The 23813-nt window shown below is 72.8% G+C and carries 27 protein-coding genes; 10 read left to right on the top strand and 17 right to left on the bottom strand.

What is annotated here, in order from left to right:
- The first annotated feature begins 49 nt into the window (after nucleotides 1-49).
- The 3 genes from ACIQWR_RS13115 to ACIQWR_RS13105 all read left to right on the top strand — a co-directional run bounded on the left by ACIQWR_RS13115 (nucleotide 50) and on the right by ACIQWR_RS13105 (nucleotide 2638).
- Nucleotides 50-1318, top strand: coding sequence for an SAV2148 family HEPN domain-containing protein (locus tag ACIQWR_RS13115; RefSeq protein ID WP_399267409.1), 1269 nt, complete (start codon nucleotides 50-52; stop codon nucleotides 1316-1318).
- 103 nt (nucleotides 1319-1421) lie between these two features.
- Nucleotides 1422-1775, top strand: coding sequence for a VOC family protein (locus tag ACIQWR_RS13110; RefSeq protein WP_404007783.1), 354 nt, complete (start codon nucleotides 1422-1424; stop codon nucleotides 1773-1775).
- 110 nt (nucleotides 1776-1885) lie between these two features.
- Nucleotides 1886-2638 carry an exonuclease domain-containing protein gene (locus ACIQWR_RS13105; RefSeq protein ID WP_404007780.1) on the top strand — a complete coding sequence of 251 codons (753 nt, stop codon included), beginning with the start codon at nucleotides 1886-1888 and terminating at the stop codon, nucleotides 2636-2638.
- A gap of 23 nt (nucleotides 2639-2661) precedes the next feature.
- Here the strand turns inward: ACIQWR_RS13105 and ACIQWR_RS13100 are convergent, their stop codons facing one another.
- From ACIQWR_RS13100 to ACIQWR_RS13085, 4 genes are all read right to left on the bottom strand, one after another.
- On the bottom strand, nucleotides 2662-3624 hold the full coding sequence (locus ACIQWR_RS13100; protein ID WP_404007777.1) for an endonuclease/exonuclease/phosphatase family protein: 963 nt from the start codon (nucleotides 3622-3624) through the stop codon (nucleotides 2662-2664).
- 35 nt (nucleotides 3625-3659) lie between these two features.
- Nucleotides 3660-4019 carry a CorA family divalent cation transporter gene (locus ACIQWR_RS13095; RefSeq protein ID WP_404007775.1) on the bottom strand — a complete coding sequence of 120 codons (360 nt, stop codon included), beginning with the start codon at nucleotides 4017-4019 and terminating at the stop codon, nucleotides 3660-3662.
- 44 nt (nucleotides 4020-4063) lie between these two features.
- Nucleotides 4064-4468, bottom strand: coding sequence for a CorA family divalent cation transporter (locus ACIQWR_RS13090; RefSeq protein ID WP_404007772.1), 405 nt, complete (start codon nucleotides 4466-4468; stop codon nucleotides 4064-4066).
- Nucleotides 4469-4835: 367 nt separating this feature from the next.
- On the bottom strand, nucleotides 4836-5690 hold the full coding sequence (locus tag ACIQWR_RS13085) for a phosphotransferase enzyme family protein (RefSeq protein ID WP_404007769.1): 855 nt from the start codon (nucleotides 5688-5690) through the stop codon (nucleotides 4836-4838).
- A gap of 140 nt (nucleotides 5691-5830) precedes the next feature.
- On the opposite strand from ACIQWR_RS13085, the gene ACIQWR_RS13080 reads away from it, so the two are divergent.
- The 5 genes from ACIQWR_RS13080 (at nucleotide 5831) to ACIQWR_RS13060 (ending at nucleotide 10617) form a co-directional block, all read left to right on the top strand.
- Nucleotides 5831-6763 carry a carbohydrate ABC transporter permease gene (locus ACIQWR_RS13080; RefSeq protein WP_404007766.1) on the top strand — a complete coding sequence of 311 codons (933 nt, stop codon included), beginning with the start codon at nucleotides 5831-5833 and terminating at the stop codon, nucleotides 6761-6763.
- Nucleotides 6763-7620: a carbohydrate ABC transporter permease gene (locus tag ACIQWR_RS13075; protein WP_404007764.1), complete on the top strand. Its 858-nt coding sequence runs from the start codon at nucleotides 6763-6765 to the stop codon at nucleotides 7618-7620. Before ACIQWR_RS13080 ends, ACIQWR_RS13075 begins: the two co-directional genes overlap by 1 nt.
- Entirely contained in the window at nucleotides 7620-8948 is a 1329-nt protein-coding gene (locus ACIQWR_RS13070) for an ABC transporter substrate-binding protein (protein ID WP_404007762.1), read from the top strand. The genes ACIQWR_RS13075 and ACIQWR_RS13070 overlap by 1 nt, the downstream gene beginning before the upstream one ends.
- 228 nt (nucleotides 8949-9176) lie before the next feature.
- Nucleotides 9177-9950: a PE-PPE domain-containing protein gene (locus ACIQWR_RS13065; protein WP_404007759.1), complete on the top strand. Its 774-nt coding sequence runs from the start codon at nucleotides 9177-9179 to the stop codon at nucleotides 9948-9950.
- A gap of 97 nt (nucleotides 9951-10047) precedes the next feature.
- On the top strand, nucleotides 10048-10617 hold the full coding sequence (locus tag ACIQWR_RS13060; RefSeq protein WP_404007756.1) for a DUF1697 domain-containing protein: 570 nt from the start codon (nucleotides 10048-10050) through the stop codon (nucleotides 10615-10617).
- A gap of 12 nt (nucleotides 10618-10629) precedes the next feature.
- Here the strand turns inward: ACIQWR_RS13060 and ACIQWR_RS13055 are convergent, their stop codons facing one another.
- Nucleotides 10630-11478: an aldo/keto reductase gene (locus ACIQWR_RS13055; protein WP_404007753.1), complete on the bottom strand. Its 849-nt coding sequence runs from the start codon at nucleotides 11476-11478 to the stop codon at nucleotides 10630-10632.
- Between the two features lie 44 nt (nucleotides 11479-11522).
- Here ACIQWR_RS13055 and ACIQWR_RS13050 point away from each other — a divergent pair, with 44 nt between their 5' ends.
- Nucleotides 11523-12524 carry a ketopantoate reductase family protein gene (locus ACIQWR_RS13050; RefSeq protein ID WP_404007750.1) on the top strand — a complete coding sequence of 334 codons (1002 nt, stop codon included), beginning with the start codon at nucleotides 11523-11525 and terminating at the stop codon, nucleotides 12522-12524.
- On the top strand, nucleotides 12521-13195 hold the full coding sequence (locus ACIQWR_RS13045) for an HAD family hydrolase (protein ID WP_404007747.1): 675 nt from the start codon (nucleotides 12521-12523) through the stop codon (nucleotides 13193-13195). The genes ACIQWR_RS13050 and ACIQWR_RS13045 overlap by 4 nt, the downstream gene beginning before the upstream one ends.
- Here the strand turns inward: ACIQWR_RS13045 and ACIQWR_RS13040 are convergent.
- The 12 genes from ACIQWR_RS13040 to ACIQWR_RS12985 form a co-directional block, all read right to left on the bottom strand.
- Nucleotides 13144-13899, bottom strand: coding sequence for a sirohydrochlorin chelatase (locus ACIQWR_RS13040; RefSeq protein ID WP_404007745.1), 756 nt, complete (start codon nucleotides 13897-13899; stop codon nucleotides 13144-13146). The two genes, ACIQWR_RS13045 and ACIQWR_RS13040, sit on opposite strands and share 52 nt — an antisense overlap.
- A 7-nt stretch (nucleotides 13900-13906) precedes the next feature.
- Entirely contained in the window at nucleotides 13907-14809 is a 903-nt protein-coding gene (locus ACIQWR_RS13035; protein WP_399267395.1) for an ABC transporter permease, read from the bottom strand.
- Nucleotides 14796-15596 (bottom strand): ABC transporter ATP-binding protein, encoded by an 801-nt coding sequence (locus ACIQWR_RS13030; RefSeq protein ID WP_404007741.1) that lies wholly within the window; start codon nucleotides 15594-15596, stop codon nucleotides 14796-14798. The genes ACIQWR_RS13035 and ACIQWR_RS13030 overlap by 14 nt, the downstream gene beginning before the upstream one ends.
- A 47-nt stretch (nucleotides 15597-15643) precedes the next feature.
- Nucleotides 15644-16777 carry an aliphatic sulfonate ABC transporter substrate-binding protein gene (locus ACIQWR_RS13025; RefSeq protein WP_404007738.1) on the bottom strand — a complete coding sequence of 378 codons (1134 nt, stop codon included), beginning with the start codon at nucleotides 16775-16777 and terminating at the stop codon, nucleotides 15644-15646.
- 217 nt (nucleotides 16778-16994) lie between these two features.
- The gene (locus ACIQWR_RS13020; RefSeq protein ID WP_404007735.1) at nucleotides 16995-18341 is read right to left on the bottom strand and encodes a sulfate adenylyltransferase subunit 1; all 1347 of its coding nucleotides are present in this window, start codon (nucleotides 18339-18341) and stop codon (nucleotides 16995-16997) included.
- A gap of 2 nt (nucleotides 18342-18343) precedes the next feature.
- Nucleotides 18344-19282, bottom strand: a complete 939-nt coding sequence (gene cysD / locus ACIQWR_RS13015; protein ID WP_404007732.1) for a sulfate adenylyltransferase subunit CysD — start codon at nucleotides 19280-19282, stop codon at nucleotides 18344-18346.
- A complete protein-coding gene (gene cysC / locus ACIQWR_RS13010) occupies nucleotides 19279-19824 on the bottom strand; it encodes an adenylyl-sulfate kinase (RefSeq protein WP_385775888.1) in 546 nt (181 codons plus the stop codon). Before cysC ends, cysD begins: the two co-directional genes overlap by 4 nt.
- A gap of 44 nt (nucleotides 19825-19868) precedes the next feature.
- Nucleotides 19869-20576: a phosphoadenylyl-sulfate reductase gene (locus ACIQWR_RS13005; protein WP_404007728.1), complete on the bottom strand. Its 708-nt coding sequence runs from the start codon at nucleotides 20574-20576 to the stop codon at nucleotides 19869-19871.
- Entirely contained in the window at nucleotides 20573-20752 is a 180-nt protein-coding gene (locus ACIQWR_RS13000) for a hypothetical protein (protein WP_404007725.1), read from the bottom strand. The genes ACIQWR_RS13005 and ACIQWR_RS13000 overlap by 4 nt, the downstream gene beginning before the upstream one ends.
- Nucleotides 20749-22452 (bottom strand): nitrite/sulfite reductase, encoded by a 1704-nt coding sequence (locus ACIQWR_RS12995; protein WP_404007722.1) that lies wholly within the window; start codon nucleotides 22450-22452, stop codon nucleotides 20749-20751. The genes ACIQWR_RS13000 and ACIQWR_RS12995 overlap by 4 nt, the downstream gene beginning before the upstream one ends.
- A gap of 216 nt (nucleotides 22453-22668) precedes the next feature.
- A complete protein-coding gene (locus tag ACIQWR_RS12990; RefSeq protein ID WP_312847410.1) occupies nucleotides 22669-22752 on the bottom strand; it encodes a putative leader peptide in 84 nt (27 codons plus the stop codon).
- 477 nt (nucleotides 22753-23229) lie between these two features.
- Nucleotides 23230-23793, bottom strand: coding sequence for a GNAT family N-acetyltransferase (locus ACIQWR_RS12985; protein ID WP_404007719.1), 564 nt, complete (start codon nucleotides 23791-23793; stop codon nucleotides 23230-23232).
- Nucleotides 23794-23813: the final 20 nt, after the last annotated feature.

Raw genomic sequence — 23813 nt, 5'->3', positions numbered from 1 at the left:
CTTCCTTGATCGTTGGAGGCGGGGGCCAGGAGCGGGAGGCGGTGCGCGGGTGGGCTCGGGAGGTCTGGAGCTTCCCCCTGGTGACAGCGGTCACGAGGGCGGTCCGGCGGACACCCCGGGAGGTGTACCCGGAGCGGTGGCCGGGACGGTCTTCCTGGCGGGTCCGACGGAGACCGGAAGTGCGGGGAGTGCCCGGACCGGGGTGGAGCTGGACTGGGGCGCGGACGCGTGGAGCGAGGTCCGCACCAGGGCCCAGCGCGCGGGCCGGGCGTACATCTGGCTCAATCTGATCGAACAGCGGCTGCGGGCCGTGGTGGGGGCGGTGCTCCGGCCGATCTACGAGCCCGTGCACGGCCAGGACGACTGGGTGGTCGCGGCCGCCGGGCCCGCCGGGCAGGAGTGGGTGCAGCGGGCGGTCGCCGTCCGCGAGGTCAGCCGCCGCAAGGGCTACCTGCTGGACTCGGCCGACGACAACGTGCTGAGCTTCCTGACCCTGCCGCAGCTGCGGGAGCTGATGGTCCAGCACTGGCCGTGCTTCGAGCCGTACTTCGACGACCGGCGCGAGATCGAGCAGGCCCTGGACGAGCTGGAGGTCACGCGCAACGTGGTCTCCCGCAACCGCGCCCTGTCGCGCCCGGTGCTCGAACAGGCCGAGCGGGCCTCGGCGCGGCTGCTCGACGTCCTGGGCGGCGGTTCGGGCAGTCCCTCGGCCGACCGGCTGCCGATCGACGCCGTCGAGGACCTGGTCGGCGACCGGTACGCGGACGTCATCTCGGTCCACCCCGACCGGGTGCGGCTCCAGCGCCAGCTCCCGGCCGAGGACCTCTTCGGCGGCGCCCGCCGCCTCGACGCCATCGGGATAGGCCTGAACCTGCTCGTCCAGAACTACTCGGGCCGAAGACTCGTCCGGCTCACCGAGGCGGGCTGCCGGGTGCGGCTGCTGTTCCTCAATCCGGCGAGCAGCGCGGTCAAGCGGCGCGAGCGGGAGCTGGGGCTGCGCAAGGGGGAGTTGAGCCGCTCGGTGGAGATGAACATCCTCCACGTGCGGCGGGTCCGGGCGGGGCTGCGGGACCCCTCCCGCTTCGAGATCCACGTCTTCGACGAGACCCCGCGCTTCACGGCCTACCTGGTGGAGGGCGAGTCCTCGGGCATCGCGGTGGTCCAGTCGTACCTGCGCCGGGCCCGCGGGATGGAGGCGCCGGTCCTGGTGCTGCGCGGGGGCGGCCGGGGGGTGCCGCGCGACGCGGACCACGGGCTCTTCACGACCTACCGGGAGGAATTCGAATCGGTGTGGGAGGACTCCCGGCCGGTGTCGTGAGCGCGGGCGGGGCGGGTCGGGTCGGGATGGGGCGCGCGCGGGTCGGGGTGTCGGTCCGTCCGGTCGCCGGCCCCTCCGGCCGCCGTGCTGGCAGGATGGCGGCATGGAACGTGTGCAAGGCATCGGTGGACACTTCATGCGGGCCGCGGACCCGGCGGCCCTGGGCGCGTGGTACCGCGACTGCCTGGGTCTGGACGCGGACGAGAACGGCCTGTGGCGCCAGGATCCCGGGCCGACGGTCTTCGCGACGTTCGAGTCCGGGACCGACTACTTCGGCTCCCGCACCCAGCAGAGCATGATCAACTTCCGGGTCCGCGACCTGGACGCCATGCTCGCGCAGTTGCGCGCGAAGGGGGCGGACGTGGCCGCGCGGACCCAGGAGATGGCGGGCGTCGGCCGCTTCGGCTGGGTCACCGATCCCGAGGGCAACCGGGTGGAACTGTGGCAGCCCGCCTGAGCCGCCCGCCCGCGTGAGCAGCCGCGCCGATCACCCCGGGGGCCGGACTGTCAGTGCCGCGTGACAGGCTGAAAGCCGTTGACCGGATGTGTACGGGGGAGGGGCGCGTGATGGGGGACCGGCACGACAGCTGGATCAGTGGGCCGTTGGTGGCCTTCGACCTGGAGACGACGGGCACCGACGTCGAGACGGATCGCATCGTCACGGCCGCGGTGGTGCGGTTGGAGGAGGACGGCGCCGTCTCGGGGGAGCGGACCTGGCTGCTCGACCCCGGAGTGGAGATACCGGAGCAGGCGTCGGCCATCCACGGCATCTCGACGGAGCACGCCCGCGCGCACGGCGCACCCGCCGCCGCCGCGATCGACGAGATCGCGCGGGCCGTCGCCGAGGGGCTGCGTCGGGGGACGCCCCTGGTGGTGATGAACGCCCGCTACGACCTCTCGCTGTTGGACCGGGAGTGCCGGCGCTACGGGGTGGAGTCGGTGAGCGAGCGGCTCGGCGGGGTGCCCGCGCCCGTCATCGATCCGCTGGTGATCGACAAGCACGTCGACAAGTACCGCAGGGGCAAGCGGGCGCTGCACGCGCTGTGCGCGCACTACGGGGTGCCGCTCCTCGACGCGCACGACGCGCGGGCGGACGCCGTGGCGGCCGCCCGGGTCGTGCGGCGGATGGGGGAGAAGCACCGGCCCGTCGGGGCCATGCCGCTGGCGGACCTGCAGGACCTCCAGGTGCGCGCGGCGGCCGAGCAGTCGGTCTCCCTCCAGGCGTACCTGCGGCGCACCGCGGACCCGACCGCCGTGGTGGAGCCCGCCTGGCCGCTCATCCCCCGCAGGTCCCGGGACGAGGGCGCGCTCAGGGGTTAGGGAGTCCCTCCCCCCCCCCCGCATCACGCCGTGGGTCTCAGCCCGGTGAGGACGGGGCGGTGGTCGCTGCCCAGGTCGGGCAGGACGCGGGTGGTGGTGGCCTCCAGGCCGCGCAGCAGCACGTGGTCGATCCGGACCACGGGGAGCGCGGCCGGCCAGGTGAAGCCGAAGCCCCGGCCCGCCTGGTCCTGCGCCGCTTCGAGGTGTCGGGCGAGGGGCGCCAGGCCCCGGTCGGCCAGGCTGCCGTTGAGGTCGCCGAGCAGCACCACGCGCGGGGCGGGATCCCGCGCCACGCGGTCGGCCAGGGCTGCCGCGGCCGCGTCGCGGGGCCCGACGGTGAAGCCCTCGGTCGCCCGGACCCGTACGGAGGGCAGGCGCACCGCGTAGACGGCGGCGTCACCGCCGGGGGCGGCGACGACGGCCCGGATCGCGTGCGGCCAGGGGCCACCCAGGTCCATGGCCTCGACCTCGCGCAGCGGATGGCGCGACCACAGCCCGAGCGTGTTGCGGGTCGCGTGGTGGGGGTAGGCGGCGGCCAGTGCCTTCTCGTACGCGGGGACGGCCGACACGGGCATCTTCTCCAGGGCGACGAGATCGGCGCCGGTGGCGATGACCTCCCGGGCCACGGCCTCCGGCGTGGTGCGGGTCCCGCCGACGTTGAAGGACAGGGCCTCGAAGGCGCTGGGCCCCGCTCGGGGCGGCGCCGTCAGGGCGGGCACGAAGAGGTGGCACCAGGCCGCCAGGGGCACCAGGGCCGCGGCCACCGCGACCTTGGTGCCGCGCGCCGCGGCGCCGAGGAGGAGCGCCGCTATCGCGACACCGAACCACGGCAGGACCGTCTCGACGAGGCTGCCGAGGTTGCCCGGGCGGTCGGGCAGCAGCCGCGGGAAGAGCAGTGCTCCGGCGAGCAGCAGCGCCGGGACGGCGATGCGTGCGGTGCGGCGGGGGCGGCCCCCGCGACGATCCCGCCGTGTGCTGCGGGTCATGGACGATCACTTTCGCTCGGCGGACGCGTGCGGGGTCAGATGCAGCCCCGGCGCCTCAGGTGGGTGAACATGGCGATGCCCGAAGCCGCCACCAGGGCGAGGAAGGCGGGCCAGGCCCAGACGAACGCCGTCTCCGGCTGGTGGAAGTTCGCGGAGTAGATGCCGCCCAGCAGCGTGGGGACCATGAACACCACGAGCCACGAGGTCACCCTCCGGGTGACCCTCGTCCCGTCGTGGAGCTCCACCGACTTCCGATGGAGGAGGACCATTTCCTTCCGGTACCGCCGGACTCCCCGGAGGAAGCTGAGCAGCTCCTGCGTCGAGGACGCGTCGAGGTCCTTCGGGGTGAGTCCGGCCAAGGGGGAGCGCGCGCCGCGCGCGGGGCTGTCCGACATGTGAGATCGCCTTCCTCTGGTCGATGTCGGTGCTCGGTGCGGTCCTACAGCCAGCCCTTGCGCCTGACCGCGAAGTAGGTGGCCAATGCGGTGGATGCCAGGGCGGCGAGGAACAGCGGCCAGCCGTAGGTGAATTTCAGCTCGGGCATGTGCTCGAAGTTGGATCCGTAGAGCGATGCCAGGGCGCCGGGCACGACGGCTATTGCCGTCCAGGCGCTCACCTTGCGGGTTTCGACCGTGACCTTCAGCTGGTCTTCAGTAATTTCCCGAATATCCTCCATTTCCTTGTTCAGCCCGTGGATCTCCCTATTGATCTCGCGGAGCAGCCGCACCTTCTGGGCGTGCTCCTCCACGGTTTCCGCCGGCATGAGGGTCCGGTCGTCGTCGTGGTGGTTGTGGTTGGGGTTCTGGTTGTGGTCGTCGTGGTGCGTCGGCGTCAGGTTGGGCATGGGAAACTCCCGTCACGGCACGTCCTGGGCGGCACAAGGTGTGCCCGCCCGGCGGACCCCGGACGTGCTTCGGTGGTGAACGTGTGGTGAGCGCGACGAAGTGCGCGAGGAATTCGGGTACGCGGAAGCCTTCGGTGGCTTCGGACCCGTACGAGAAGACGCAGTTGCGGGGGAAGGTCATTTCCCCCGCGGGACGCTACTGCGGTGCGTCAAGCGGGATCGGTGGCGCATACGCCTCGGGACTACTACCACCAGGCACGCTGATCACCTCCCGCAGATTCGGACGCGGTTCGTCCCGCGTCTCCGCCACCGTAAACGAAAAGCAATGTGAAAACAAAGTCGGTGTAATTGAATATCGGCCGGACGGTCAGAAGGGGTACCAGCGGACCTCGGGATCGCCGTCGCGCAGCGAGGCGACCCGGCGGCCGAATTCCGCCAGTGCCTTCGGGTTGGTCGGGGCGTGTTGGGAGACCCAGGCGCAGCTCGCCGTCTCCCGCGCCCCGCGCAGCAGCGCGCAGCCGTCCCAGGCGCGCACGTCCCAGCCGTACGCCGTCACGAAGGCGTCGTAGGACTCCTCGGGCAGGCCGTAGCGGTCGCGGGAGAGGGCCATCACCACCAGGTCGTGCTCCCGCAGGTCCAGGGCGAAGGTCTCCAGGTCGACCAGGACCGGTCCGTCCGGGCCCACGTGGACGTTGCGCGGCAGCGCGTCCCCGTGGATCGGCCCCGGGGGCAGGTGCGCGGCGAGGGCGGCGACCTCGGTCGCGTAGCCGTCGCGGCGGGCCCGCAGGTAGGCCGCGTCCTGCGGGTCGATCGCGTCACCGGCCAGCCGCAGCCACCGTTCCACCCCGCCCAGCAGGTCCCGGCGGGCGAGGTCGAAGGGCGGCGCGGGCAGGGCGTGCACCTGGCGCAGCAGAGCGGCCAGATCGGCCGGACCGGCCGGCCGCACCGCCTCCGGGAGGCGGTGCCACAGGGTCACCGGGTGGCCGTCCACCAGCCGCGGCGTCGGCTCGGCCGCCCGTACCGCGGCGATCCCGACCCCGGCGAGCCAACCCGCCACCGCCAACTCGCGCTCCGCCCGGGCCACGAGCGCGGGATCCCGGCGGCCGACCTTCACGACCAGGTCGCCGTCGGCGAACACCGCGTTCTCGCCCAGGGCGAGCAGCTCGGCCTTCCGGCCGAGGCCCGCCGCCGTCAGTAGGTCCCTGGCCCGTGCCTCGTCCATGCCGCCCCGCCGCTCTTCCCGTTCGGTCCGCACCGTCGTGAACGGGCCAAGTCTCGCATCCCGCCGTGCGGTGCCTTGACGCGCCATCAGGGGCTGCGCACGATGGCCGGGCCGGACCAGGCCGGCCGGAAGGGGAAGACGTGGCCCCGCCCCCCACCGCAGCGCCCGCCGCCCCCACCCCGTCCCCGCCCGCGCGCTCCCGGGCCCGTGCCGATCACGGGGTCTGGTTCCTCGTCCTGCCCGCCCTCGTCCCGATCCTGCTGCTCAGCGTCGGTCCGCTGCTCTACGGCATCGCGCTCGCCTTCACCGACGCCCAGTCCGGCCGGACCGCCGCCACCCAGTGGGTGGGCGCCCTCAACTTCCAGGACCTGCTGCACGACCGGCTCTTCTGGGAGTCCTTCCGGATCGGGCTGCTCTGGGCGGTCGGGGTCACCGCGCCGCAGTTCCTGCTCTCCCTCGGGCTGGCCCTGCTGCTCGACCAGGACCTGCGCCTGCGCGGGCTCGCCCGGGCGCTCGCGATCGTTCCCTGGGCCATGCCCGAAGTGGTCGTCGCCGTCATGTGGCGGCTCGTCTACCACCCCGACGCGGGCGTCCTCAACGAGACCCTCCGCGGGATCGGCCTCGGCGGCGACACCGACTGGCTCGGCGGGCTGGCCACCGCACTGCCCGCCGTCGTCGTCGTCGGCATCTGGGCCGGCATGCCGCAGACCACCGTGGTCCTGCTCGCCGGACTCCAGAACACCCCGCACGAACTCCACGAGGCCGCCGCCCTGGACGGCGCCGGGGCCTGGCGCCGCTTCCGCGCCGTCACCTGGCCCGCGCTGCGGCCCGTCGCGCTGTCCGTCACCGCGCTCAACTTCATCTGGAACGTCAATTCCTTCGCGCTCGTGTACGTCCTCACCAACGGCGGGCCCGGCGGCCGGACCCGGCTGCCCATGCTCTTCGCCTACGAGGAGGCCTTCCGCTACGGCCAGTTCGGCTACGCCGCCGCCATGGGCTGCGTCATGGTCGCCGTGGTCTCGGTCCTGCTCGCCCTCCACCTCGCCGGCCGCCTGAAGGGGGGCGATGCGTGATGGCCGCGCGCCCGCGCCGCTCCGTACGCCCGCGCCGCTCCGTGCGCACCGCCCAGTACCTGGCGCTCGCCGCCTATCTCGGCTTCCTCGGCTTCCCCTTCCTCTGGCTGCTCTCCACCGCCTTCAAACCGGCGCGCGAACTGGGCAGCCTGCACCCCACCTGGATCCCGCACGACCCGACCCTGGACAACTTCCGCCGGGCCTTCGACGAGCAGCCGCTGCTCCGGTCCGGCCTCAACAGCCTGACCGCCGCGCTCTGCGCCGCCGTGATCGCCCTCGTCCTCGCCACCCCCGCGGCCTTCGTCCTCGCCCGGCGCCGGGGCCGGCTCGCCGCGGCCGCCACCGGGTGGGTGGTGGTCAGCCAGGCCTTCCCCTTCGTCCTCGTGATCATTCCGCTGTTCCTGGTGCTCAAGGAGCTGCGGATGATCAACTCGGTCCCGGGGCTGGTCCTCGTCTACGTCGTCTGGTCGCTGCCCTTCGCGCTGTGGATGCTGGTCGGCTACGTCCGTGCGGTGCCCGCCGAGCTGGAGGAGGCCGCGGCGGTGGACGGCGCCGGACGGCTGCGCACCCTCGTCTCCGTCGTCGCCCCGCTGCTGGCCCCCGGGATCGTCGCGACCGGCCTCTTCGCCTTCGTCACCGCCTGGAACGAGTTCTTCTTCGCCCTCGTGCTCCTCAAGAGCCCGCGGCAGCAGACCCTGCCGGTCGTCCTCACCCACTTCCTCGGCGCCGAAGGGGCCGCCGACCTCGGGCCGCTCGCCGCCGCGGCCTGCCTCGCCACGCTGCCCTCGCTGCTGGTCTTCTCGCTGATCCAGCGCCGGATCACCGGCGGCATGCTGGCCGGGTCGGTGAAGGGCTGATGGCCCGCCGCCCGGTTCCCCGCTCCTCCCGTCCCCGTACGGCGGCCGTCGCGGCCCTCGTGCTCGCCCTGCTGGCCGCGCTGCTGGGTGGCTGCTCGGGCGGCGGCGGCGCGGGCGACGGCCGGATCAGGATCCGCTTCCAGTCGCTGGCCTGGCAGAAGGAGTCCGTGGCCGCCAACAAGGAACTGGTCGCGCAGTGGAACGCCGCCCACCCCGAGGTCCAGGTCCAGTACGTCCAGGGGAGCTGGAGCAGCGTCCACGACCAGCTGCTGACCTCCTTCGAGGGCGGGGAGGCTCCCGACGTCATCCACGACGCCTCCGACGACCTCGCCGACTTCGCGCACGCCGGCTACCTCGCCGACCTGCGGCCCCTGCTCTCCGACCGGCTGAAGGAGGACGTCCCGGAGCGGAGCTGGCAGAGCGTCACCATCGGCAGCGGGATCTACGGCGTGCCCTTCCTCCAGGAGCCCCGGGTGCTGATCGCCAACACCGCGCTGCTGGACGCCTCGGGGGTCCGGATCCCGACGCCCGAAGCCCCCTGGAGCTGGGCGGAGTTCCGCGCCGCCGCCGCACGGCTCACCGCCGACGGGCGCTACGGAGTGGCCTGGCCGCTGAAGGACCCCGTCTCGGCCACCCTCAACCTGGGCGTCTCGGCCGGCGGCCGGCTCTTCACCCGGGAACCGGACGACCCCGCGGGGAAGGCCGTGCTCCGCTGGGGAGCGGGCGACGCGGTGGTCCCGCAGACCATCCACGACCAGGTCAACACCGACCACAGCGCCTCCCGGGCCACCCTGGGCATGGGCGGCTCGGACACCCTGCCCGGCTTCTTCGCCGGGAAGTACGCCATGGTGCCGCTCGGCTTCTCCTACCGCCAGCAGATCGTCAGCCAGGCCCCGCCCGGCTTCGCCTGGCAGGTGCTGCCCGCGCCCGCCGGAGCCGACGGACCGGCGCAGGGGGTCAGCCCGCAGACCCTGTCGATCGCGCGGGACAGCCCGTACAAGAAGGAGGCCGCGGCCTTCATCGACTTCCTGCTGCGCCCGGCGGGCATGGTCCGCCTGGCGCGCGGCGACTGGATGCTGCCCACCGGTGCGCGGGCCCTGGCCGACCCCGCGCTGCGCACCCCCGAGTGGGGCTGGGCGACCGGTGCGGCCCTGGCGGCCGGGCTGCGCCCGGCACCGGCCCAGTCGGTGCGGGGCTACCCGGAATGGAAGGACAAGGTGGCGACCCCGGCCCTCCAGGAGTACTACAGCGGCGCCATCGACCTCGCCGCGCTGGAGCGCCGCCTGGTGGGGGACGGGAACCGGGTGCTGGCCCGCTACCAACGCTAGGGCGGCGTACGGGCGCGGCACTCCGCGGCGGTGGCCGGGTGAGGAAGCACCCCCTGGCCCTGCCGGAGCGCCGCCAGAACACCAGGTGCGGGCGATCGGCCATATATGACCGGTCGATGGCATGGTCCGCCCACCTGCGCGGACCACACGATGAGTGCCGGCCGCCGCCTTCGACGTGGCGTCCGCCCCACTCGCCCTGTCCATCCCGTCCCGAGGGAGTCGTTCGGTATGTCCACCACTCAGCGCGGCGCGTTGGTCCGCCGCCTCCAGTCCGTCCTCGCCGCCACGGCCCTGGTGTTCGGCGCGGCCGCCCTCGCGCCGGCCGCCGCGCACGCCGACCCGGCGCACCACTACTACATCGAGATCGGCGGCACCGGCGCGGCCGCGGCCGCGCCCGGGTGCACCACGAGCTTCCTGGCCGCGAACGCGCACCTTGACGGCGGCATCGCGGTTCCCGTCTGTTACGTGGCCAGCGGCGGCCCCTTCGTCGGCAGCCACAACGAGATGCCGGCCCCCTTCGCGCCCGGCTTCGGCGACAGCGTGAACCAGGGCTACCGGAACGCCCTGGCCGCCCTGGAGCGCACCTACCGCGCGGATCCGACCGCGACCTTCACGATCGCGGGCTACTCGCAGGGCGCCTGGGTCGGCGACCTGTTGCTCCGGGCGATCGCCGACAACGCCACCGCGGTGCCCCGTTCGCAGGTCGACGGCATGCTCTACTCCGACCCGATGCAGCCCGGGACCGGCTTCTGGCACCTGGCGCCCGAAGGGACCCTCATCCCGTTCATGGCGTATTCCCCCGGGACCGGCCCGGAGGAGTTCGACGGCGTCCCGGTCCAGCGCCACTGCATCCGGACCGACGGCGTCTGCGACGCGACCTCGCTGGACTCCATCTCGGGCTTCCTCCAGCAGCACCCGCGGTACTTCCAGGAGGGCAGCATCATCGAGAACACCCTCACGCACCACGGCAGCAGCGGCACCGTCTGGTACCCGGCGGCCTGATCGGTCGGCGGCGCGGCCCGATCGGGGGACGGGCCGCCCCGCCGCACCCCGCCCCGCCGCACCCCGCGCTGTCGGTGCCCGCCCCTATCGTTCGGGGATGAGCACACGGACGTACGCCGCCCTGCTGCGCGGCATCAATGTCGGCGGGCACAAGAAGGTCCCGATGGCCGAGCTGCGCCAGGTGCTGGCGGAGCTCGGCCACACCGGTGTCCAGACCTATCTGCAGAGCGGCAACGCCGTCTTCACCACCGCGCGGACCGGCCCCGACTCCGGGGTCGACGCGCTCGCCCGGGAGCTGGAGGCGGCCATCGAGGAGCACTTCGGCTTCCGCGTCCCCTGCCTCCTGGTCGACGGGGAGCACCTGAGGGCCGTCGCCGCCGCCTGCCCCTTCCCGGCGGCCACGCTGGAGGGCAAGCAGCTGCACGTCACCTTCCTGTCCGAGCAGCCCGCCGCGGAGCGCTTCGAGGCGCTCGACGCGGACGCCTTCCTCCCCGAGGAGTTCCGGCTCGGCGACCGGGTGGTCTACCTCTACGCCCCCGAGGGCCTCGGCCGCTCCAAGCTGGCCGAGGCGCTCGCCCGGCCGGCGGTGGTCAAGGGCCTGGACGTCACCACCCGCAACTGGAACACGGTCGCCAAGCTCGTAGAACTGACCGCCGAGCGAGCCTGATCCGGGGACCCCCTACGGCGCGAGCGCGTCCAGCAGCGCCAGCTCCGCCGGGGACAGCGCGATCGAGGCCGCGTCCAGGTTCTCCGCCAGGTGTACGGGCGAGCCGGTGCCCGGCGTCGGGCACAGCACCGGCGAGTGGTGCAGCAGCCAGGCCAGGGCGATCTGCCCCGGCCCGGCCCCGTGCGCGGCGGCCACCGCGGCCAGCGCCGCCGACCCGTCGCGGGTCAGCGCGCCGCTGCCGAGCGGGTAGTAGGGCAGGAAGGCGACCCCCTCGGCCTCGCACAGCGCGAGCAACGGCGCGGCCGAACGGTCCATCAGGTGGAAGGCGTTCTGGACGGAGGCCACCGCCTCCGTCTCCAGGGCCCGCGCCAACTGGTCGGCGCCCACGCTGTCGAGGCCGATGTGCCGGATCTTGCCCTCCGCGCGCAACTGCCCCAGCACGCCCAGCTGTTCCGCCTCCGGCAGGGCCGGGTCGAAGCGGTGCAACTGGTACAGGTCGATCCGGTCCACCCGCAGCCGCCGCAGGCTCGCCTCGCACGCCGCCCGCAGCTGTTCCGGGCGGCCCGCCACGTGCCACTCGTCGGGGCCGGTGCGCACCACCCCGCCCTTGGTCGCGATCACCAGGCCGTCCGCGTACGGGTACAGGGCCTCCGCGATCAGCTCCTCGGCCAGATCGGGCCCGTAGTTGTCGGCGGTGTCGATGAGGGCGACCCCGCGCTCCACCGCCGTGCGCAGCAGGGCCCGCGCCCGCTCCCGGTCCCCGCGCGGACCCCAGTACCCGGGACCGACGAGGCCCCCCGTCCCGAAGCCGAGCCGACGCACCGACAGGTCCCCGCCCAGACCGAACACCGTGTCCACCATGCCCTGACGGTAACGCAGGCGCGGCCGTGTGCCAGGCTCGTCCCATGCGTTACATCATCATCGGCGCGGGCGCGATCGGCGCCACCATCGGCGGACGCCTCGCGGAGGCCGGCGGCGAGGTCGTCCTCGTCGCCCGCGGCCCGCACGCGGACGCCCTGCGGACGGACGGCCTGCGGCTCACCACCGCCGACGGCCCCCGCACCCACCGGCTGCCGGTGGTCACCGGACCGCAGGAGCTCGGCGAGCTGCGCCCCGACGACGTCCTGCTGCTGGCCGTCAAGACCCAGGACGCCCTCGCCGCGCTCGACGCGTGGGGCGACGCGGAGGTCGCCGGCGGCGGCACCGCGGCCCAGCGCCTCGCGCTGGTCTGCGCGCAGAACGGCGTGGAGGGCGAGCGCCTCGCGCTGCGCCGCTTCGACCGGGTCTACGGCCTGTGCGTGTGGCTGCCCGCCAGCTTCCTGGAACCGGGCGCGGTCTCGGCCCTGGGCAGCCCGCACACCGGGATCCTGCAGCTCGGCCGGGCCGCGGGCGGCGCGGACGCGCGGGCCCGGCGGATCGGCGCCGACCTGGCGGCCGCCGGATTCGAGACGGTGGTCACCGAGGACGTGATGCGCTGGAAGTACGCGAAGCTGCTGGGCAACCTCGGCAACGCCATCCAGGCCACCACCGGCCCCGAACCGGACCCCGCCAAGGGCGCCCTGCTGCTGCGGGCGATCCGCGAGGCCAAGGCCGCCTTCGCCGCGGCCGGCATCGCCTACGCCTCGGAGGCCGAGGAGTCGGCGGCGCGCGACGGCAAGGCCGTGCAGCCGCCCGGGGTGCGCGGCGGCTCGTCCTGGCAGAGCCTGGCCCGCGGTACGGGCAGCATCGAGGCGGACTACCTCAACGGGGAGATCTCCCTGCTGGGGCGGCTGCACGCGGTCCCGACCCCCGTCAACGACGTGCTGCGGCGCGCGGCCAACATCTTCGCCCGCGAGGGCCTGCCCCCGGGTTCCATGACCATCGGGGACCTCACCGCGCTGGCCGACGAGGCCGAGGCCCGCGGATGAGCCGGTACGTCCTCTTCGACGTCGACGGCACGCTGATCGACGCGATCGACAACCAGCGGCGCGTCTGGGAAACCTGGGCCGAGCGGTACGGACTGGACCCGGCCGAGACCTACCGGGTCGCGCTGCGCACCCGCCCGACGGAGACCTTCGCGGAGCTCGCGCCGGACCGGGACCCGGCGGCCTGCCTGGCGCTGCTGCACGCGCTGGAGGACGAGGACGTACGGACCGGGACGTACGGCGCCTTCGAGGGCGCGGCGCGGCTGTTGGGCGCGCTGGCGCCGGGCTCCTGGGCGCTGGTCACCTCGAACTACGCGCACCGGGTGCGCGGCCGCTTCGAGCGCACCGGACTCCCCGTGCCCGAGGTCCTGGTGGACGCCGCCGCGGTGGCCGAGGGCAAGCCCTCGCCGGTCCCCTACCTGCGGGCCGCGGAGCTCCTGGGGGCGGACCCCCGGGACTGCCTGGTCATCGAGGACGCCCCCACGGGCGTGCGCGCGGGCCTGGCCGCCGGGATGACCGTCTGGGGGGTCAACGCGCCGGTCGCGGTGGCGGGCGTGCACCGGCACTTCGCCCGCCTCGCGGACGCGGCCCCGGAGGTCCTCGCCTTCGTGCGCGGCGCGGCTCAGGCCGACAGCGCGGGCAGCAGGGTCGCGGCGGGCGCCACCGCGTCGTAGCGGCGCAGCAGCAGCCGGGCCACCTCGGGGGCGGCGCCGAGCACCTCGGCCACCAGGTCGGCCCCGGCGGCCGCGGCGCCCGCCGCGATCCGGTCCGGGAGCCGCCCGGGGGCCAGCACGTACGGCGCCACCACCACCCGACGGGCACCGTCGGCGCGCAGCGCCCGTACGGCGTCCTCGGTGCGGGGCAATGCCGCGGAGGCGAACGCGGGCCGCACGGCGCACCAACCGGTGTGCCGCCACTCCCGCGCGATTTCAGCGATCACCGCGATCGCCTCCGGGTCTGAGGAACCGGCGGACGCGAGCACCACGCCGGTGGTCGAACGGTCGGCCGGACGCAGGCCGGCCTCCGCCAGCCGGCGCTCCAGGGCGCCGATCAGCAGGGGCGAGGGGCCGAGCACGTCGGCCACCCGCAGGGACAGTCCGGGCAGCGCGGCCCGGGAGCGCTCCAGCACCGCCGGGACGTCCGCCTTCGCGTGGAAGGCGCGGGTCAGCAGCAGCGGGAGGGCGACGACGTCCCGCACGCCGTCCGCGTACAGGGCCGAGAGGACCTGGGGTACGGACGGGGCGTTGAAGTCGAGGAACGCCGTCTCCACCCGCAGCCCCGGCCGCAGCGCCCGCACCCGCCCGGTGAGGGCGTGCACGGTCGCCGCGTGCCGCGGATCGCGGCTGCCGTGGGCGATGACCAGCAGAACGGGGCGCACGGCGCTGTCAGCTCTTGACCAGCAGACCGCGGGTGCGCAGCACCCAGCGCTCCAGCGGGCTGAAGATGATCAGGTCGATCGCGATGCCCACCAGCAGGATCAGGATGATCGCGAGGAACACCCCGGGCATGTCGATGTTGTTGCGGCCGTTCTCCAGCAACTGGCCCAGGCCCAGGCCCAGGTCGGGCGAGGAGGCGATGATCTCGGCGGCCATCAGCGAGCGCCAGGAGAAGGCCCAACCCTGCTTGAGACCGGCGAGGTAGCCGGGCAGCGCGGCCGGCATGACCACGTGCCAGGTGCCCTTGAGGCCCGTCGCACCCAGCGTGCGCCCGGCCCGCAGGAACAGCGGCGGGATCTGGTCGTGGCCCGCGACGAGGCCGTTGGCGATCGAGGGGACCGCGCCGAGCAGGATCACCGCGAACATCATCGAGTCGTTCAGGCCGAGCCAGATGACCGCGGGCGGCACCCAGGCCACCGACGGCAGGGACTGCAGCCCCTGGAGGATCGGGCCGATCGCGGCGCGCACGAACTTCACCCGGGCGACCAGCAGGCCGAGCGGGGTGCCGATGGCCAGGGCCAGCAGGAAGCCGAGCAGACCGCGGGAGACGCTGGTCCAGATGACCTCCAGCAGGGTCCCCTTGAGCCACATGGCGGTCAAGCCGTCCCACACCGCGGACGGCGAGGGCAGCTTGGTCGCGTCCGTGACGTGCGTGGAGACCAGCACCTGCCACACGGCGAGGACCAGACCGACGGCGATGACCGGCGGCAGGACCTTCTTGACGAGCACCTCGCGGACCGGGGTGCGGTGGGTCTGGACCGCGTCGAGCGCGTCCAGGCCGGCCTCCAGGCCGGCCAGGTCGTCGCTGGTCGCCTTGGCCGGGGCCGGTTCGGTGATGTCAGTGCTGGCCATGGCGGCGGATCTCCCCACGCAGGTGTTCAGTGATCTCGACGGACAGTTCCGCCACGTCCGGGTCCTCGATGCGGCGCGGCTGCGGAATGCCGACGGTCCATTCCTTGGCGACCCGGCCGGGCCGCGAGGAGAGCAGGACCACGCGCTGCGCGAGCCGGACCGCCTCGCGGACGTTGTGCGTCACGAAGAGGACGGAGAGGTTGGTCTCGGCCCAGATACGGGTCAGTTCGTTGTGCAGCACGTCGCGGGTGATGGCGTCCAGCGCCGCGAACGGCTCGTCCATCAGCAGCAGGCGGCTGTCCTGGGCGAGCGCCCGGGCGAGCGCCACGCGCTGGCGCATGCCGCCCGACAGCTCGTGGACGCGCTTGCCGTAGGCACCGCCGAGGCGGACCAGCTCCAGCAGCCGCTCCGCTTCCGGACGGCGCTCGGCCTTGGGCACCCCGCGCAGCCGCAGGGCGAGTTCGATGTTCTTGCCCGCGGTGAGCCACGGGAAGAGGGCGTGCTCCTGGAACATCAGGGCGGGCCGCCCGCCGGGGGTCTCGATCGACCCCGCGGACGGCGCGTCCAGCCCCGCGACCAGGTTGAGCAGGGTGGACTTGCCGCACCCCGACGCCCCCAGGATGGTGACGAACTCGCCGGGTGCGACATCGAGGTTGATGTCGTCCAGCACGAGCTGCGAACCGGCCGGGCCGGAGAAGGACTTCGAGACGTGCTCGATCCGCGCGGCGTGCGTCGTCGACGCCGTCGCTGCGGTGCCCTCGGCAGCCTTGGCGAGCGTGGTGGCCATGGTCGTCACCTCCTGGGGATCAACTGCGCTGACGGATTACTGACGGATTACTTGGCGCCGAGACCGGCGTCGGCGACCTCGGGCTTGCCCGCGGCCTTGAGCACCTTGTTCAGGAGCGACAGGTCGTAGATGCCGGCGAGGTCGGGCTGCTCGATGAGCTTGGCCTTGACCGCCCAGTCGGACTCCGTCTTCAGCGTGCTGGCCAGCGGGTCGTCGGTGACCAGGATGCTCGGCCACGCGGGGTCGATGACCTTGGCGTCCAGTTCCTTGCCGCTCAGGGTCTTCAGCGCGGCGTTCGCGGACGCCTTCGCCTTGTCCTGGTTGGCGTTGATCCACTCGTTCGTCTTGACGGTGCCGCGCAGCACGGCCTCGACGACGTCCGCGTGCTCCTTGAGGAACTTCTGCGACACGATGACGTTCGTGATCACGAACTTCTTGTCGGGCCACAGGCTGGTCTCGTCCAGGAGGACGGAGCCGCCGTCGGAGACGAGCTTGGAGGCCGTCGGCTCCGGCACCCAGGCGCCGTCGATCGAGCCCTGCTTGAAGGCGTCCGGGGTGACCTTGTTGTCCGTGCGGACGACGGAGACGTCACCCTTGCCGGACTCCGGGTCGACCTTCCAGCCCTTCTCGGCGATCCAGTTGAGGAAGGCGACGTCCTGCGTGTTCCCCTTCTGCGGGGTGGCGATCTTCTTGCCCTTGAGGTCGTCCAGGGTCTTGATCTTGTCCGGGTTCACGACCAGCTTGACGCCGCCGGAGGCGGAGCCGGAGATGATCCGCAGGTTCGAGCCCTTGGACTTCACGTAGCCGTTGATGGCCGGGGAGGGGCCGATGAAGCCGATGTCGAGAGAGCCACCGTTGAGGGCTTCGATCTCGGACGGGCCGGCGTTGAAGGTCTGCGGCTTGATGGTGGTGGAGCCGAGCTCCTTGGCGATCAGCCCTTCCTGGATGCCGACGAGCGCCGTGGCGTGCGTCAGGTTCGGGAAGTAGCCGATGCGGACCTCGGAGGCCGAGAGCTTCTTGGCGTCGGCCGGGGCCGCGCTCGCCTTGGTGTCTGCGGGCTCGTCCTTCGCGGCCTCGGAGCCGTAGCCGCACGAGGCGAGCGCCCCGATCAGCAGGGGCAGGGCGGCGGCGGCGACGACGCCGCGGCGGACGGTCTTACGGGTGGTACCGGTGGCAGGCACGGGAGGTGTTCCTCTCGTCGCGTCGTGGTCTCACGACGCGCGTCTTCGTTTGCGGAGCAAGGGCGGGTACAGCTCGTGGAGGGTGTGGGCGCGCATGCGGTGCGCGTACGTCATCGCGCACATCGCGCCACCCCTCCCTGGCCGCTGCCGAGGGCGCCGCTGCCCACGCGGCCGCCCTCCTTCGCGAAGGTCGAGTAGATGTCGGTCTTCGTCATGCTCAGAAGTCCCACCCTTCTTCATCCACGGGAGCCTGGTCGGCGGTCTCGGGCCGGGAGGCGAAGGCCGCCCCCGCCATGCCCGCCGCCAGGGTGGTTCCGTCGGCCGGGTCGATCAGCAGGAAGGACCCGGTACGGCGCGAGTCGGCGTAGGCGTCGAGCGCGAGCGGCTCGGCGGTGCGCACGACCACGCGACCGATGTCGTTGGTCACCAGCTGCCCGGGCTCCGGGTGCTGGGACAGGTCGTCCAGGGTCAGCCGCGAGGGAATCTCCTTGACGATCGCCTTCACCGTGCGCGTGGTGTGCTTGAGCAGCACCCGGGCGCCCACGGCCAGCGGCTGGTCGGCCACGTGGCAGACCGTCGCCTCGACGTCCTGCGTCGGGGCCGGGGCGCTCGCGCTCGGCGCGATCAGGTCGCCGCGCGAGATGTCGATGTCGTCCGCGAGCCGCAGGGTCACCGACTGCGGGGCCCACGCGATGTCGACGCTCTCGCCGAGCGCGTCGATCCCCTCGATGGTGCTCGTACGGCCCGACGGCAGGACGGTGACGGCCTCGCCGACGCGCAGCACGCCGGAGGCGATCTGGCCCGCGTAGCCGCGGTAGTCGGGGTGCTCGGCGCTCTGCGGGCGGATCACGTACTGCACCGGGAAGCGGGCCGGGCAGGCCGTGAGGTCGTGGCTGACCGGGACCGTCTCCAGGTGCTCCAGCACCGTCGGGCCGCCGTACCAGTCCATGTTCGCGGAGGGCTCCACGACGTTGTCCCCGGCCAGCGCGGAGATCGGGATCGCGGTGATCTCCGGGACGCCCAGGTCCGAGGCGTAGGCGGTGAACTCCTCGGCGATCGCCGCGAAGACCTTCTCCTCGTAGCCCACCAGGTCCATCTTGTTGACGGCCAGGACCACGTGCGGCACCCGCAGCAGGGCGGCGACGGCCGCGTGCCGGCGGGTCTGCTCGATCACGCCGTTGCGGGCGTCGACCAGCACCACGGCCAGGTCGGCCGTGGAGGCGCCGGTGACCATGTTCCGGGTGTACTGCACGTGCCCGGGGGTGTCGGCGAGGATGAACCGGCGGCGCGCGGTGGCGAAGTACCGGTACGCGACGTCGATGGTGATGCCCTGCTCGCGCTCGGCCCGCAGGCCGTCGGTGAGCAGCGCGAGGTCGGGGGTGTCCTGGCCGCGCTGCGCGGAGACCGCTTCGACGGCCTCCAGCTGGTCGGTCAGGATCGACTTGGAGTCGTGCAGCAGGCGCCCGACCAGGGTGGACTTGCCGTCGTCGACGGATCCGGCGGTCGCGAAGCGCAGCAGGGTGGTGGTCGACAGGTCGGCCAGCGGTTCGGTGGTGGCGGTCATCTCTAGAAGTACCCTTCGCGCTTGCGGTCTTCCATCGCGGCCTCGGACATCTTGTCGTCGGCGCGGGTGGCGCCCCGCTCGGTGAGCCGGGAGGCGGCGATCTCGGTGATCACGGCGTCCAGCGTGGTGGCGTCGGAGTCGACGGCGCCGGTGCAGGACATGTCACCGACGGTGCGGTAGCGGATCAGCCGCGTCTCGGGCACCTCGCCCTCCTTCGGGCCGCCCCACTCGCCGGCGGTCAGCCACATGCCGTGCCGCTGGAACACCTCGCGCTCGTGGGCGAAGTAGATGCCCGGCAGCTCGATGCCCTCGCGGGCGATGTACTGCCACACGTCCAGCTCGGTCCAGTTGGAGAGCGGGAAGACGCGCACGTGCTCGCCGGGCGCGTGGCGACCGTTGTAGAGGTTCCACAGCTCGGGGCGCTGGCGGCGCGGGTCCCACTGGGAGAACTCGTCGCGGAGGCTGAACACCCGCTCCTTGGCGCGGGCCTTCTCCTCGTCGCGACGACCGCCGCCGAAGACCGCGTCGAAGCGCAGCCGCTGGATCGCCTCGGTGAGCGGGAGGGTCTGGAGCGGGTTGCGGGTGCCGTCGGGGCGCTCGCGCAGCTTCCCCGCGTCGATGTAGTCCTGTACGGACGCCACGTGCAGGCGCAGTCCGTGCTCGGCCACCGTACGGTCGCGGTACTCCAGCACCTCGGGGAAGTTGTGACCCGTGTCGACGTGCAGCAGGGTGAAGGGCACCGGCGCGGGCGCGAACGCCTTGAGCGCCAGGTGCAGCATGACGATGGAGTCCTTGCCGCCGGAGAACAGCACCACCGGCTTCTCGAACTCGCCCGCCACCTCGCGGAAGATGTGCACCGCCTCGGATTCGAGGGCGTCCAGGTGGGACAGCGCGTAGGGCGCGTCGGCCTCGGTGTGGACGTGGGCGACCTTGGTGGTCATGCCAGACCCCTCTCGTTGAGCAGCGCGAACAGTGCCGCCGCGGACTCCTGCACCGACTGGGTGTGCGACTCGATCCGCAGGTCCGGGGCCGCGGGGGCCTCGTACGGGTCGTCCACACCGGTCAGGCCGGAGATCTCGCCCGCCGCCTGCTTGGCGTACAGGCCCTTCACGTCGCGCTCCGAGCAGACCTCGACCGGAGTGGCCACGTGGACCTCTAGGTAGGTCGTCCCCTCGGCGGCGTGCCGCTTGCGGACGGCCTCGCGGCTGTCCTCGAACGGGGCGATGACCGGGACCAGGGCCTTCACGCCGTTGCTCGCGAGCAGTTCGGCGACGAAGCCGATCCGCTGCACGTTGGTGTGCCGGTCCTCGCGGGTGAAGCCCAGCCCGGCGGAGAGGAACTCGCGGATCTCGTCCCCGTCGAGCACCTCCACCCGGTGGCCCTCGCCGCGCAGCCGCTCGGCCAGCGCGTACGCGATGGTCGTCTTGCCCGCGCTCGGCAGCCCGGTCAGCCACACGGTGGCGCCCTGGTCGCTCACGCTCATCTGTTCGTTCTCCGTCGGTTCCGTACGGTTCGTGGACTCGGTCATCAGCCGTGCAGCCCGCATTCGGTCTTGCCGAGCCCGGCCCAGCGGCCGGACCGGGCGTCCTCGCCCTCCGCCACCCGTCGGGTGCACGGCGCGCAGCCCACGGAGGCGTAGCCGTCCATCAGCAGCGGATTGGTCAGGACCCCGTGTTCGGCGACGTACGCCTCCACGTCCTCCTGGGTCCAGCGGGCTATGGGGGAGACCTTGACCTTCTGCCGCTTCTCGTCCCAGCCGACCACCGGGGTGTTCGCCCGGGTCGGGGACTCGTCGCGGCGCAGGCCGGTCGCCCACGCGTCGTACGCCGTCAGGCCCTCTTCCAGCGGCTTGACCTTGCGCAGCGCGCAGCACAGGTCCGGGTCCCGGTCGTGCAGCTTGGGGCCGTACTCGGCGTCCTGTTCGGCGACGCTGCGGCGCGGGGTGAGCGTGATGACCTTGACGTCCATCACGGCCTCGACCGCGTCGCGGGTGCCGATGGTCTCCTCGAAGTGGTAGCCGGTGTCGAGGAAGACCACGTCCACGCCGGGGCGCACCCGGGAGGCGAGGTGGGCGACCACAGCGTCCTCCATCGAGGAGGTCACGGCGAACTTCGGGCCGAAGGTGTCGGCCGCCCAACGCATGATGTCCAGCGCGGAGGCGTCCTCCAGGTCGCGGCCCGCCTGCTCGGCCAGCTCCTTGAGATCGCCGGTCCGGCTCTCCTGAACTGCCGTCATATCTCTTCCCCTCCAGTGGTGTCGGACCGAAGTCCGCGGGCCAGCAGCCCGAGGTACTTCAACTGGAAGGCTCGATTGCAGGACCTGCATTCCCAGGCGCCGTGACCCTGTTCGTTCGGGAACAGGTCCTCGTCGCCGCAGTACGGGCAGTGGAAGGGCGCGGCGCGCTCGCTCATGCCAGGCTCTTCTCGTCGGCGCGCGCGACCCAGGCGGCGAAGCGCTCGCCGTCCTCGCGCTGCTCCTCGAAGCGCGTGACGACCCGCTCGACGTAGTCGGGCAGACCGTCCGCGGTGACCTTGAGGCCGCGGACCTTGCGGCCGAAGCCGGCCTCCAGGCCCAGGGCGCCGCCGAGGTGCACCTGGTAGCCCTCGACCTGGTTGCCGTCGTCGTCCAGGACCAGCTGGCCCTTGAGACCGATGTCCGCCACCTGGATGCGGGCGCAGGCGTTGGGGCAGCCGTTGATGTTGATGGTGAGCGGCTCGGCGAAGTCCGGCAGGCGGCGCTCCAGTTCGTCGATCAGCGAGGCGCCGCGCGCCTTCGTCTCGACGATGGCCAGCTTGCAGAACTCGATGCCGGTGCAGGCCATCGTGCCGCGGCGGAAGGGGGACGGCTTGACCCGCAGGTCCAGCGCCTCCAGGGCGGCGACGAGGGAGTCCACCTGGTCCGCCTCGATGTCGAGGACGACCATCTTCTGCTCGGCGGTGGTGCGCAGCCGGCCCGAACCGTGCCGCTCGGCCACGTCCGCGATTTTGGTGAGGGTGGCGCCGTCCACGCGGCCGACCCGGGGGGCGAAGCCGACGTAGAAGCGGCCGTCCTGCTGCTGGTGCACGCCGACGTGGTCGCGCCACTGGCCGGTGGGCTGCGCGGGGGCGGGACCGTCCGTCAGCTCGCGCTTCAGGTACTCGTCCTCCAGGACCTGGCGGAACTTGACCGGGCCCCAGTCGGCGACGAGGAACTTCAGGCGGGCGCGGTTGCGCAGCCGGCGGTAGCCGTAGTCGCGGAAGATCGAGATGACGCCCTCGTAGACGTCCGGGACCTCGTCCAGCGAGACCCAGGTGCCCAGGCGGACGCCGAGCTTGGGGTTGGTGGAGAGCCCGCCGCCGACCCAGACGTCGAAGCCGGGGCCGTGCTCCGGGTGGTTCACGCCGACGAAGGCGATGTCGTTGATCTCGTGCGCCACGTCGAGCAGCGGCGAGCCGGAGACGGCCGACTTGAACTTGCGGGGCAGGTTGGAGAAGTCCTTGTTGCCCACGATCCGGCGGTAGATCTCGTCGATGGCGGGGGTGCCGTCGACGATCTCGTCCTTGGCGATGCCGGCGACCGGCGAGCCGAGGATGACGCGGGGGCAGTCGCCGCAGGCCTCGGTGGTGGAGAGGCCGACCGCCTCCAGGCGCCGCCAGATCTCCGGGACGTCCTCGATGCGGATCCAGTGGTACTGCACGTTCTGCCGGTCGGTGAGGTCGGCGGTGCCCCGGGCGAACTCCTGCGAGATCTCGCCGATCACGCGCAGCTGCTCGGTGGTCAGGCGGCCGCCGTCGATGCGGACGCGCAGCATGAAGTACTCGTCGTCCAGCTCCTCCGGCTCCAGGATCGCGGTCTTGCCGCCGTCGATCCCGGGCTTGCGCTGGGTGTAGAGGCCCCACCAGCGCATCCGGCCGCGCAGGTCGTTGGGGTCGATCGAGTCGAAGCCCCGCTTGGAGTAGATCGTCTCGATGCGTGTCCGCACGTTGAGACCGTCGTCGTCCTTCTTGAACTGCTCGTTGCCGTTGAGGGGCGTGTGGTGACCGACGGCCCACTGGCCCTCACCGCGGTGGCGGCCGGGCTTGCGGCGCGCGGCTGCGGGGGCGGCTGCGGGCGTTTCTGGGGTGGCGGCCATGGCGGTACGTCCTTCTGTGGCGGCTCGAAGCTAGGGCAGGCGGAGCGACGGTGCCCACGGCTTCGACCTGCGGAGATGCGCGGCAGTGCGCTGACAGGTGTGGCGGATCGCGCCCCCTTCGCCGGTGGGCGGGGGGCGTTCTTCGGCCTGCGGGGGCTTGCGGAATCGACGCGTCCGCGGGGCGGCGGCGACGAGGTGCGGCGGTGGCTGGTTCCGTCAGCGCGCCGGACAGATGGCGCTGGACATGCGGCCGAGGTCGACGTGCCGCCGACTCACCAAGGCAATTCCAGCTCCATTCATGGCGGAAGCGTGTCATGGGCCGATTGGAGGAGTCCACTACTGTCCACCATTCGGACGAAAGCGTCCCGCATCCTGGGACCGTGTGGCCCGAGTCACCTCCTGAGCCTCCCGTGACCACCCACTACCCCCCGTTTTCAGCCGCGACTCGCTTCCCGGGGGGCGGTCGATTCAGCACGCTGGTGGGGGCCGCCGATCCAGCCCCGCCGGCGTTTGAGGTGCCCCCGGAGGGGAGGCGGGCCCGCGGACGGGGTGCCGGCAGGACGTGGCTGCCGTCGCCTCCGGCGGCGCCTCAAACGCCGGCGGGGCTGGAATTGGCCGGGGTCGAGGCCAACCCAGCCTCGCCGGCGTTTGAGGCGCCCCCCGGAGGGGAGATGGGCCCGCGGGCGGGGTGCCGGCAGGAGGGGGCTGATTCAGCCTCGCCGGCGTTTGAGGCGCGCCCCCCGGAGGGGGCGTGGGGCGGGTGCTCCCCGCCAGGGGTCAGGCTCCGGGCCAGGGGCCCGGGGTCGGGGTGTCGGCCTTGGACTCCGTCTCGGTGTGGAAGAGCCGGAAGCCGCGCCGCCGGTAGTTGTCCATCGCCGTCGGCCCGTCCTGGCTACAGGTGTGCAGCCAGACCCGCTTCGTCGCCTCCCGCTCCGGCCACCGCGACGCGAGGTCCCAGGCCCGGGCGACGCCCACCGACAGCAGGTGCCCACCGATCCGCCGCCCCCGGAAGTCCGGCAGCAGCCCGAAGTACATGATCTCCACCGCGCCGTCGTCCTGCGGGTCGAACTCCACGTACCCCGCCGGCGTCCCCCGGTCGTAGGCCACCCAGGTCTCCACCCCCGGGCGCCCCAGCTGGCGCACCCACTCCTCCCGGGTCAGCGACAGCCGGTCCGTCCAGTGGATGTCACCGCCGACCGAGGCGTACAGGAAGCGGCTGAACTCGGGCGAAGGGACCTCCGCGCGCGAGATCGTGATCTCGGAGCCTGGAACGACCGCCGGAACGAGGTCGTCCGGCGAGGTCATCTCCAGGGACCAGGTGGTGAGGGTGAGGGTGCTCATGCAGGTCAGGGAATCACATC

It is taken from the genome of Streptomyces sp. NPDC098789, assembly GCF_044759975.1.
GTDB lineage: Bacteria > Actinomycetota > Actinomycetes > Streptomycetales > Streptomycetaceae > Streptomyces.
This window is presented reverse-complemented; position numbering and strand designations above follow the sequence as displayed.

Excerpts from the sequence above, each read along its gene's own strand:
- ACIQWR_RS12985 (WP_404007719.1), bottom strand. The coding sequence starts at position 23,793 with ATGAGCACCCTCACCCTCACCACCTGGTCCCTGGAGATGACCTCGCCG.
- ACIQWR_RS13090 (WP_404007772.1), bottom strand. The coding sequence starts at position 4,468 with ATGCCCAACCTGACGCCGACGCACCACGACGACCACAACCAGAACCCC.
- ACIQWR_RS13055 (WP_404007753.1), bottom strand. The coding sequence starts at position 11,478 with ATGGTGGACACGGTGTTCGGTCTGGGCGGGGACCTGTCGGTGCGTCGG.
- ACIQWR_RS13045 (WP_404007747.1), top strand. The coding sequence starts at position 12,521 with ATGAGCCGGTACGTCCTCTTCGACGTCGACGGCACGCTGATCGACGCG.
- ACIQWR_RS13095 (WP_404007775.1), bottom strand. The coding sequence starts at position 4,019 with ATGTCGGACAGCCCCGCGCGCGGCGCGCGCTCCCCCTTGGCCGGACTC.
- ACIQWR_RS13050 (WP_404007750.1), top strand. The coding sequence starts at position 11,523 with ATGCGTTACATCATCATCGGCGCGGGCGCGATCGGCGCCACCATCGGC.
- ACIQWR_RS12990 (WP_312847410.1), bottom strand. The coding sequence starts at position 22,752 with ATGAATGGAGCTGGAATTGCCTTGGTGAGTCGGCGGCACGTCGACCTC.
- cysD (WP_404007732.1), bottom strand. The coding sequence starts at position 19,282 with ATGACCACCAAGGTCGCCCACGTCCACACCGAGGCCGACGCGCCCTAC.
- ACIQWR_RS13005 (WP_404007728.1), bottom strand. The coding sequence starts at position 20,576 with ATGACGGCAGTTCAGGAGAGCCGGACCGGCGATCTCAAGGAGCTGGCC.
- cysC (WP_385775888.1), bottom strand. The coding sequence starts at position 19,824 with ATGAGCGTGAGCGACCAGGGCGCCACCGTGTGGCTGACCGGGCTGCCG.
- ACIQWR_RS13085 (WP_404007769.1), bottom strand. The coding sequence starts at position 5,690 with ATGGACGAGGCACGGGCCAGGGACCTACTGACGGCGGCGGGCCTCGGC.
- ACIQWR_RS13060 (WP_404007756.1), top strand. The coding sequence starts at position 10,048 with ATGAGCACACGGACGTACGCCGCCCTGCTGCGCGGCATCAATGTCGGC.
- ACIQWR_RS13070 (WP_404007762.1), top strand. The coding sequence starts at position 7,620 with ATGGCCCGCCGCCCGGTTCCCCGCTCCTCCCGTCCCCGTACGGCGGCC.
- ACIQWR_RS13020 (WP_404007735.1), bottom strand. The coding sequence starts at position 18,341 with ATGACCGCCACCACCGAACCGCTGGCCGACCTGTCGACCACCACCCTG.
- ACIQWR_RS13035 (WP_399267395.1), bottom strand. The coding sequence starts at position 14,809 with ATGGCCAGCACTGACATCACCGAACCGGCCCCGGCCAAGGCGACCAGC.
- ACIQWR_RS13075 (WP_404007764.1), top strand. The coding sequence starts at position 6,763 with ATGGCCGCGCGCCCGCGCCGCTCCGTACGCCCGCGCCGCTCCGTGCGC.
- ACIQWR_RS12995 (WP_404007722.1), bottom strand. The coding sequence starts at position 22,452 with ATGGCCGCCACCCCAGAAACGCCCGCAGCCGCCCCCGCAGCCGCGCGC.
- ACIQWR_RS13110 (WP_404007783.1), top strand. The coding sequence starts at position 1,422 with ATGGAACGTGTGCAAGGCATCGGTGGACACTTCATGCGGGCCGCGGAC.
- ACIQWR_RS13000 (WP_404007725.1), bottom strand. The coding sequence starts at position 20,752 with ATGAGCGAGCGCGCCGCGCCCTTCCACTGCCCGTACTGCGGCGACGAG.
- ACIQWR_RS13030 (WP_404007741.1), bottom strand. The coding sequence starts at position 15,596 with ATGGCCACCACGCTCGCCAAGGCTGCCGAGGGCACCGCAGCGACGGCG.
- ACIQWR_RS13100 (WP_404007777.1), bottom strand. The coding sequence starts at position 3,624 with ATGACCCGCAGCACACGGCGGGATCGTCGCGGGGGCCGCCCCCGCCGC.
- ACIQWR_RS13065 (WP_404007759.1), top strand. The coding sequence starts at position 9,177 with ATGTCCACCACTCAGCGCGGCGCGTTGGTCCGCCGCCTCCAGTCCGTC.
- ACIQWR_RS13105 (WP_404007780.1), top strand. The coding sequence starts at position 1,886 with ATGGGGGACCGGCACGACAGCTGGATCAGTGGGCCGTTGGTGGCCTTC.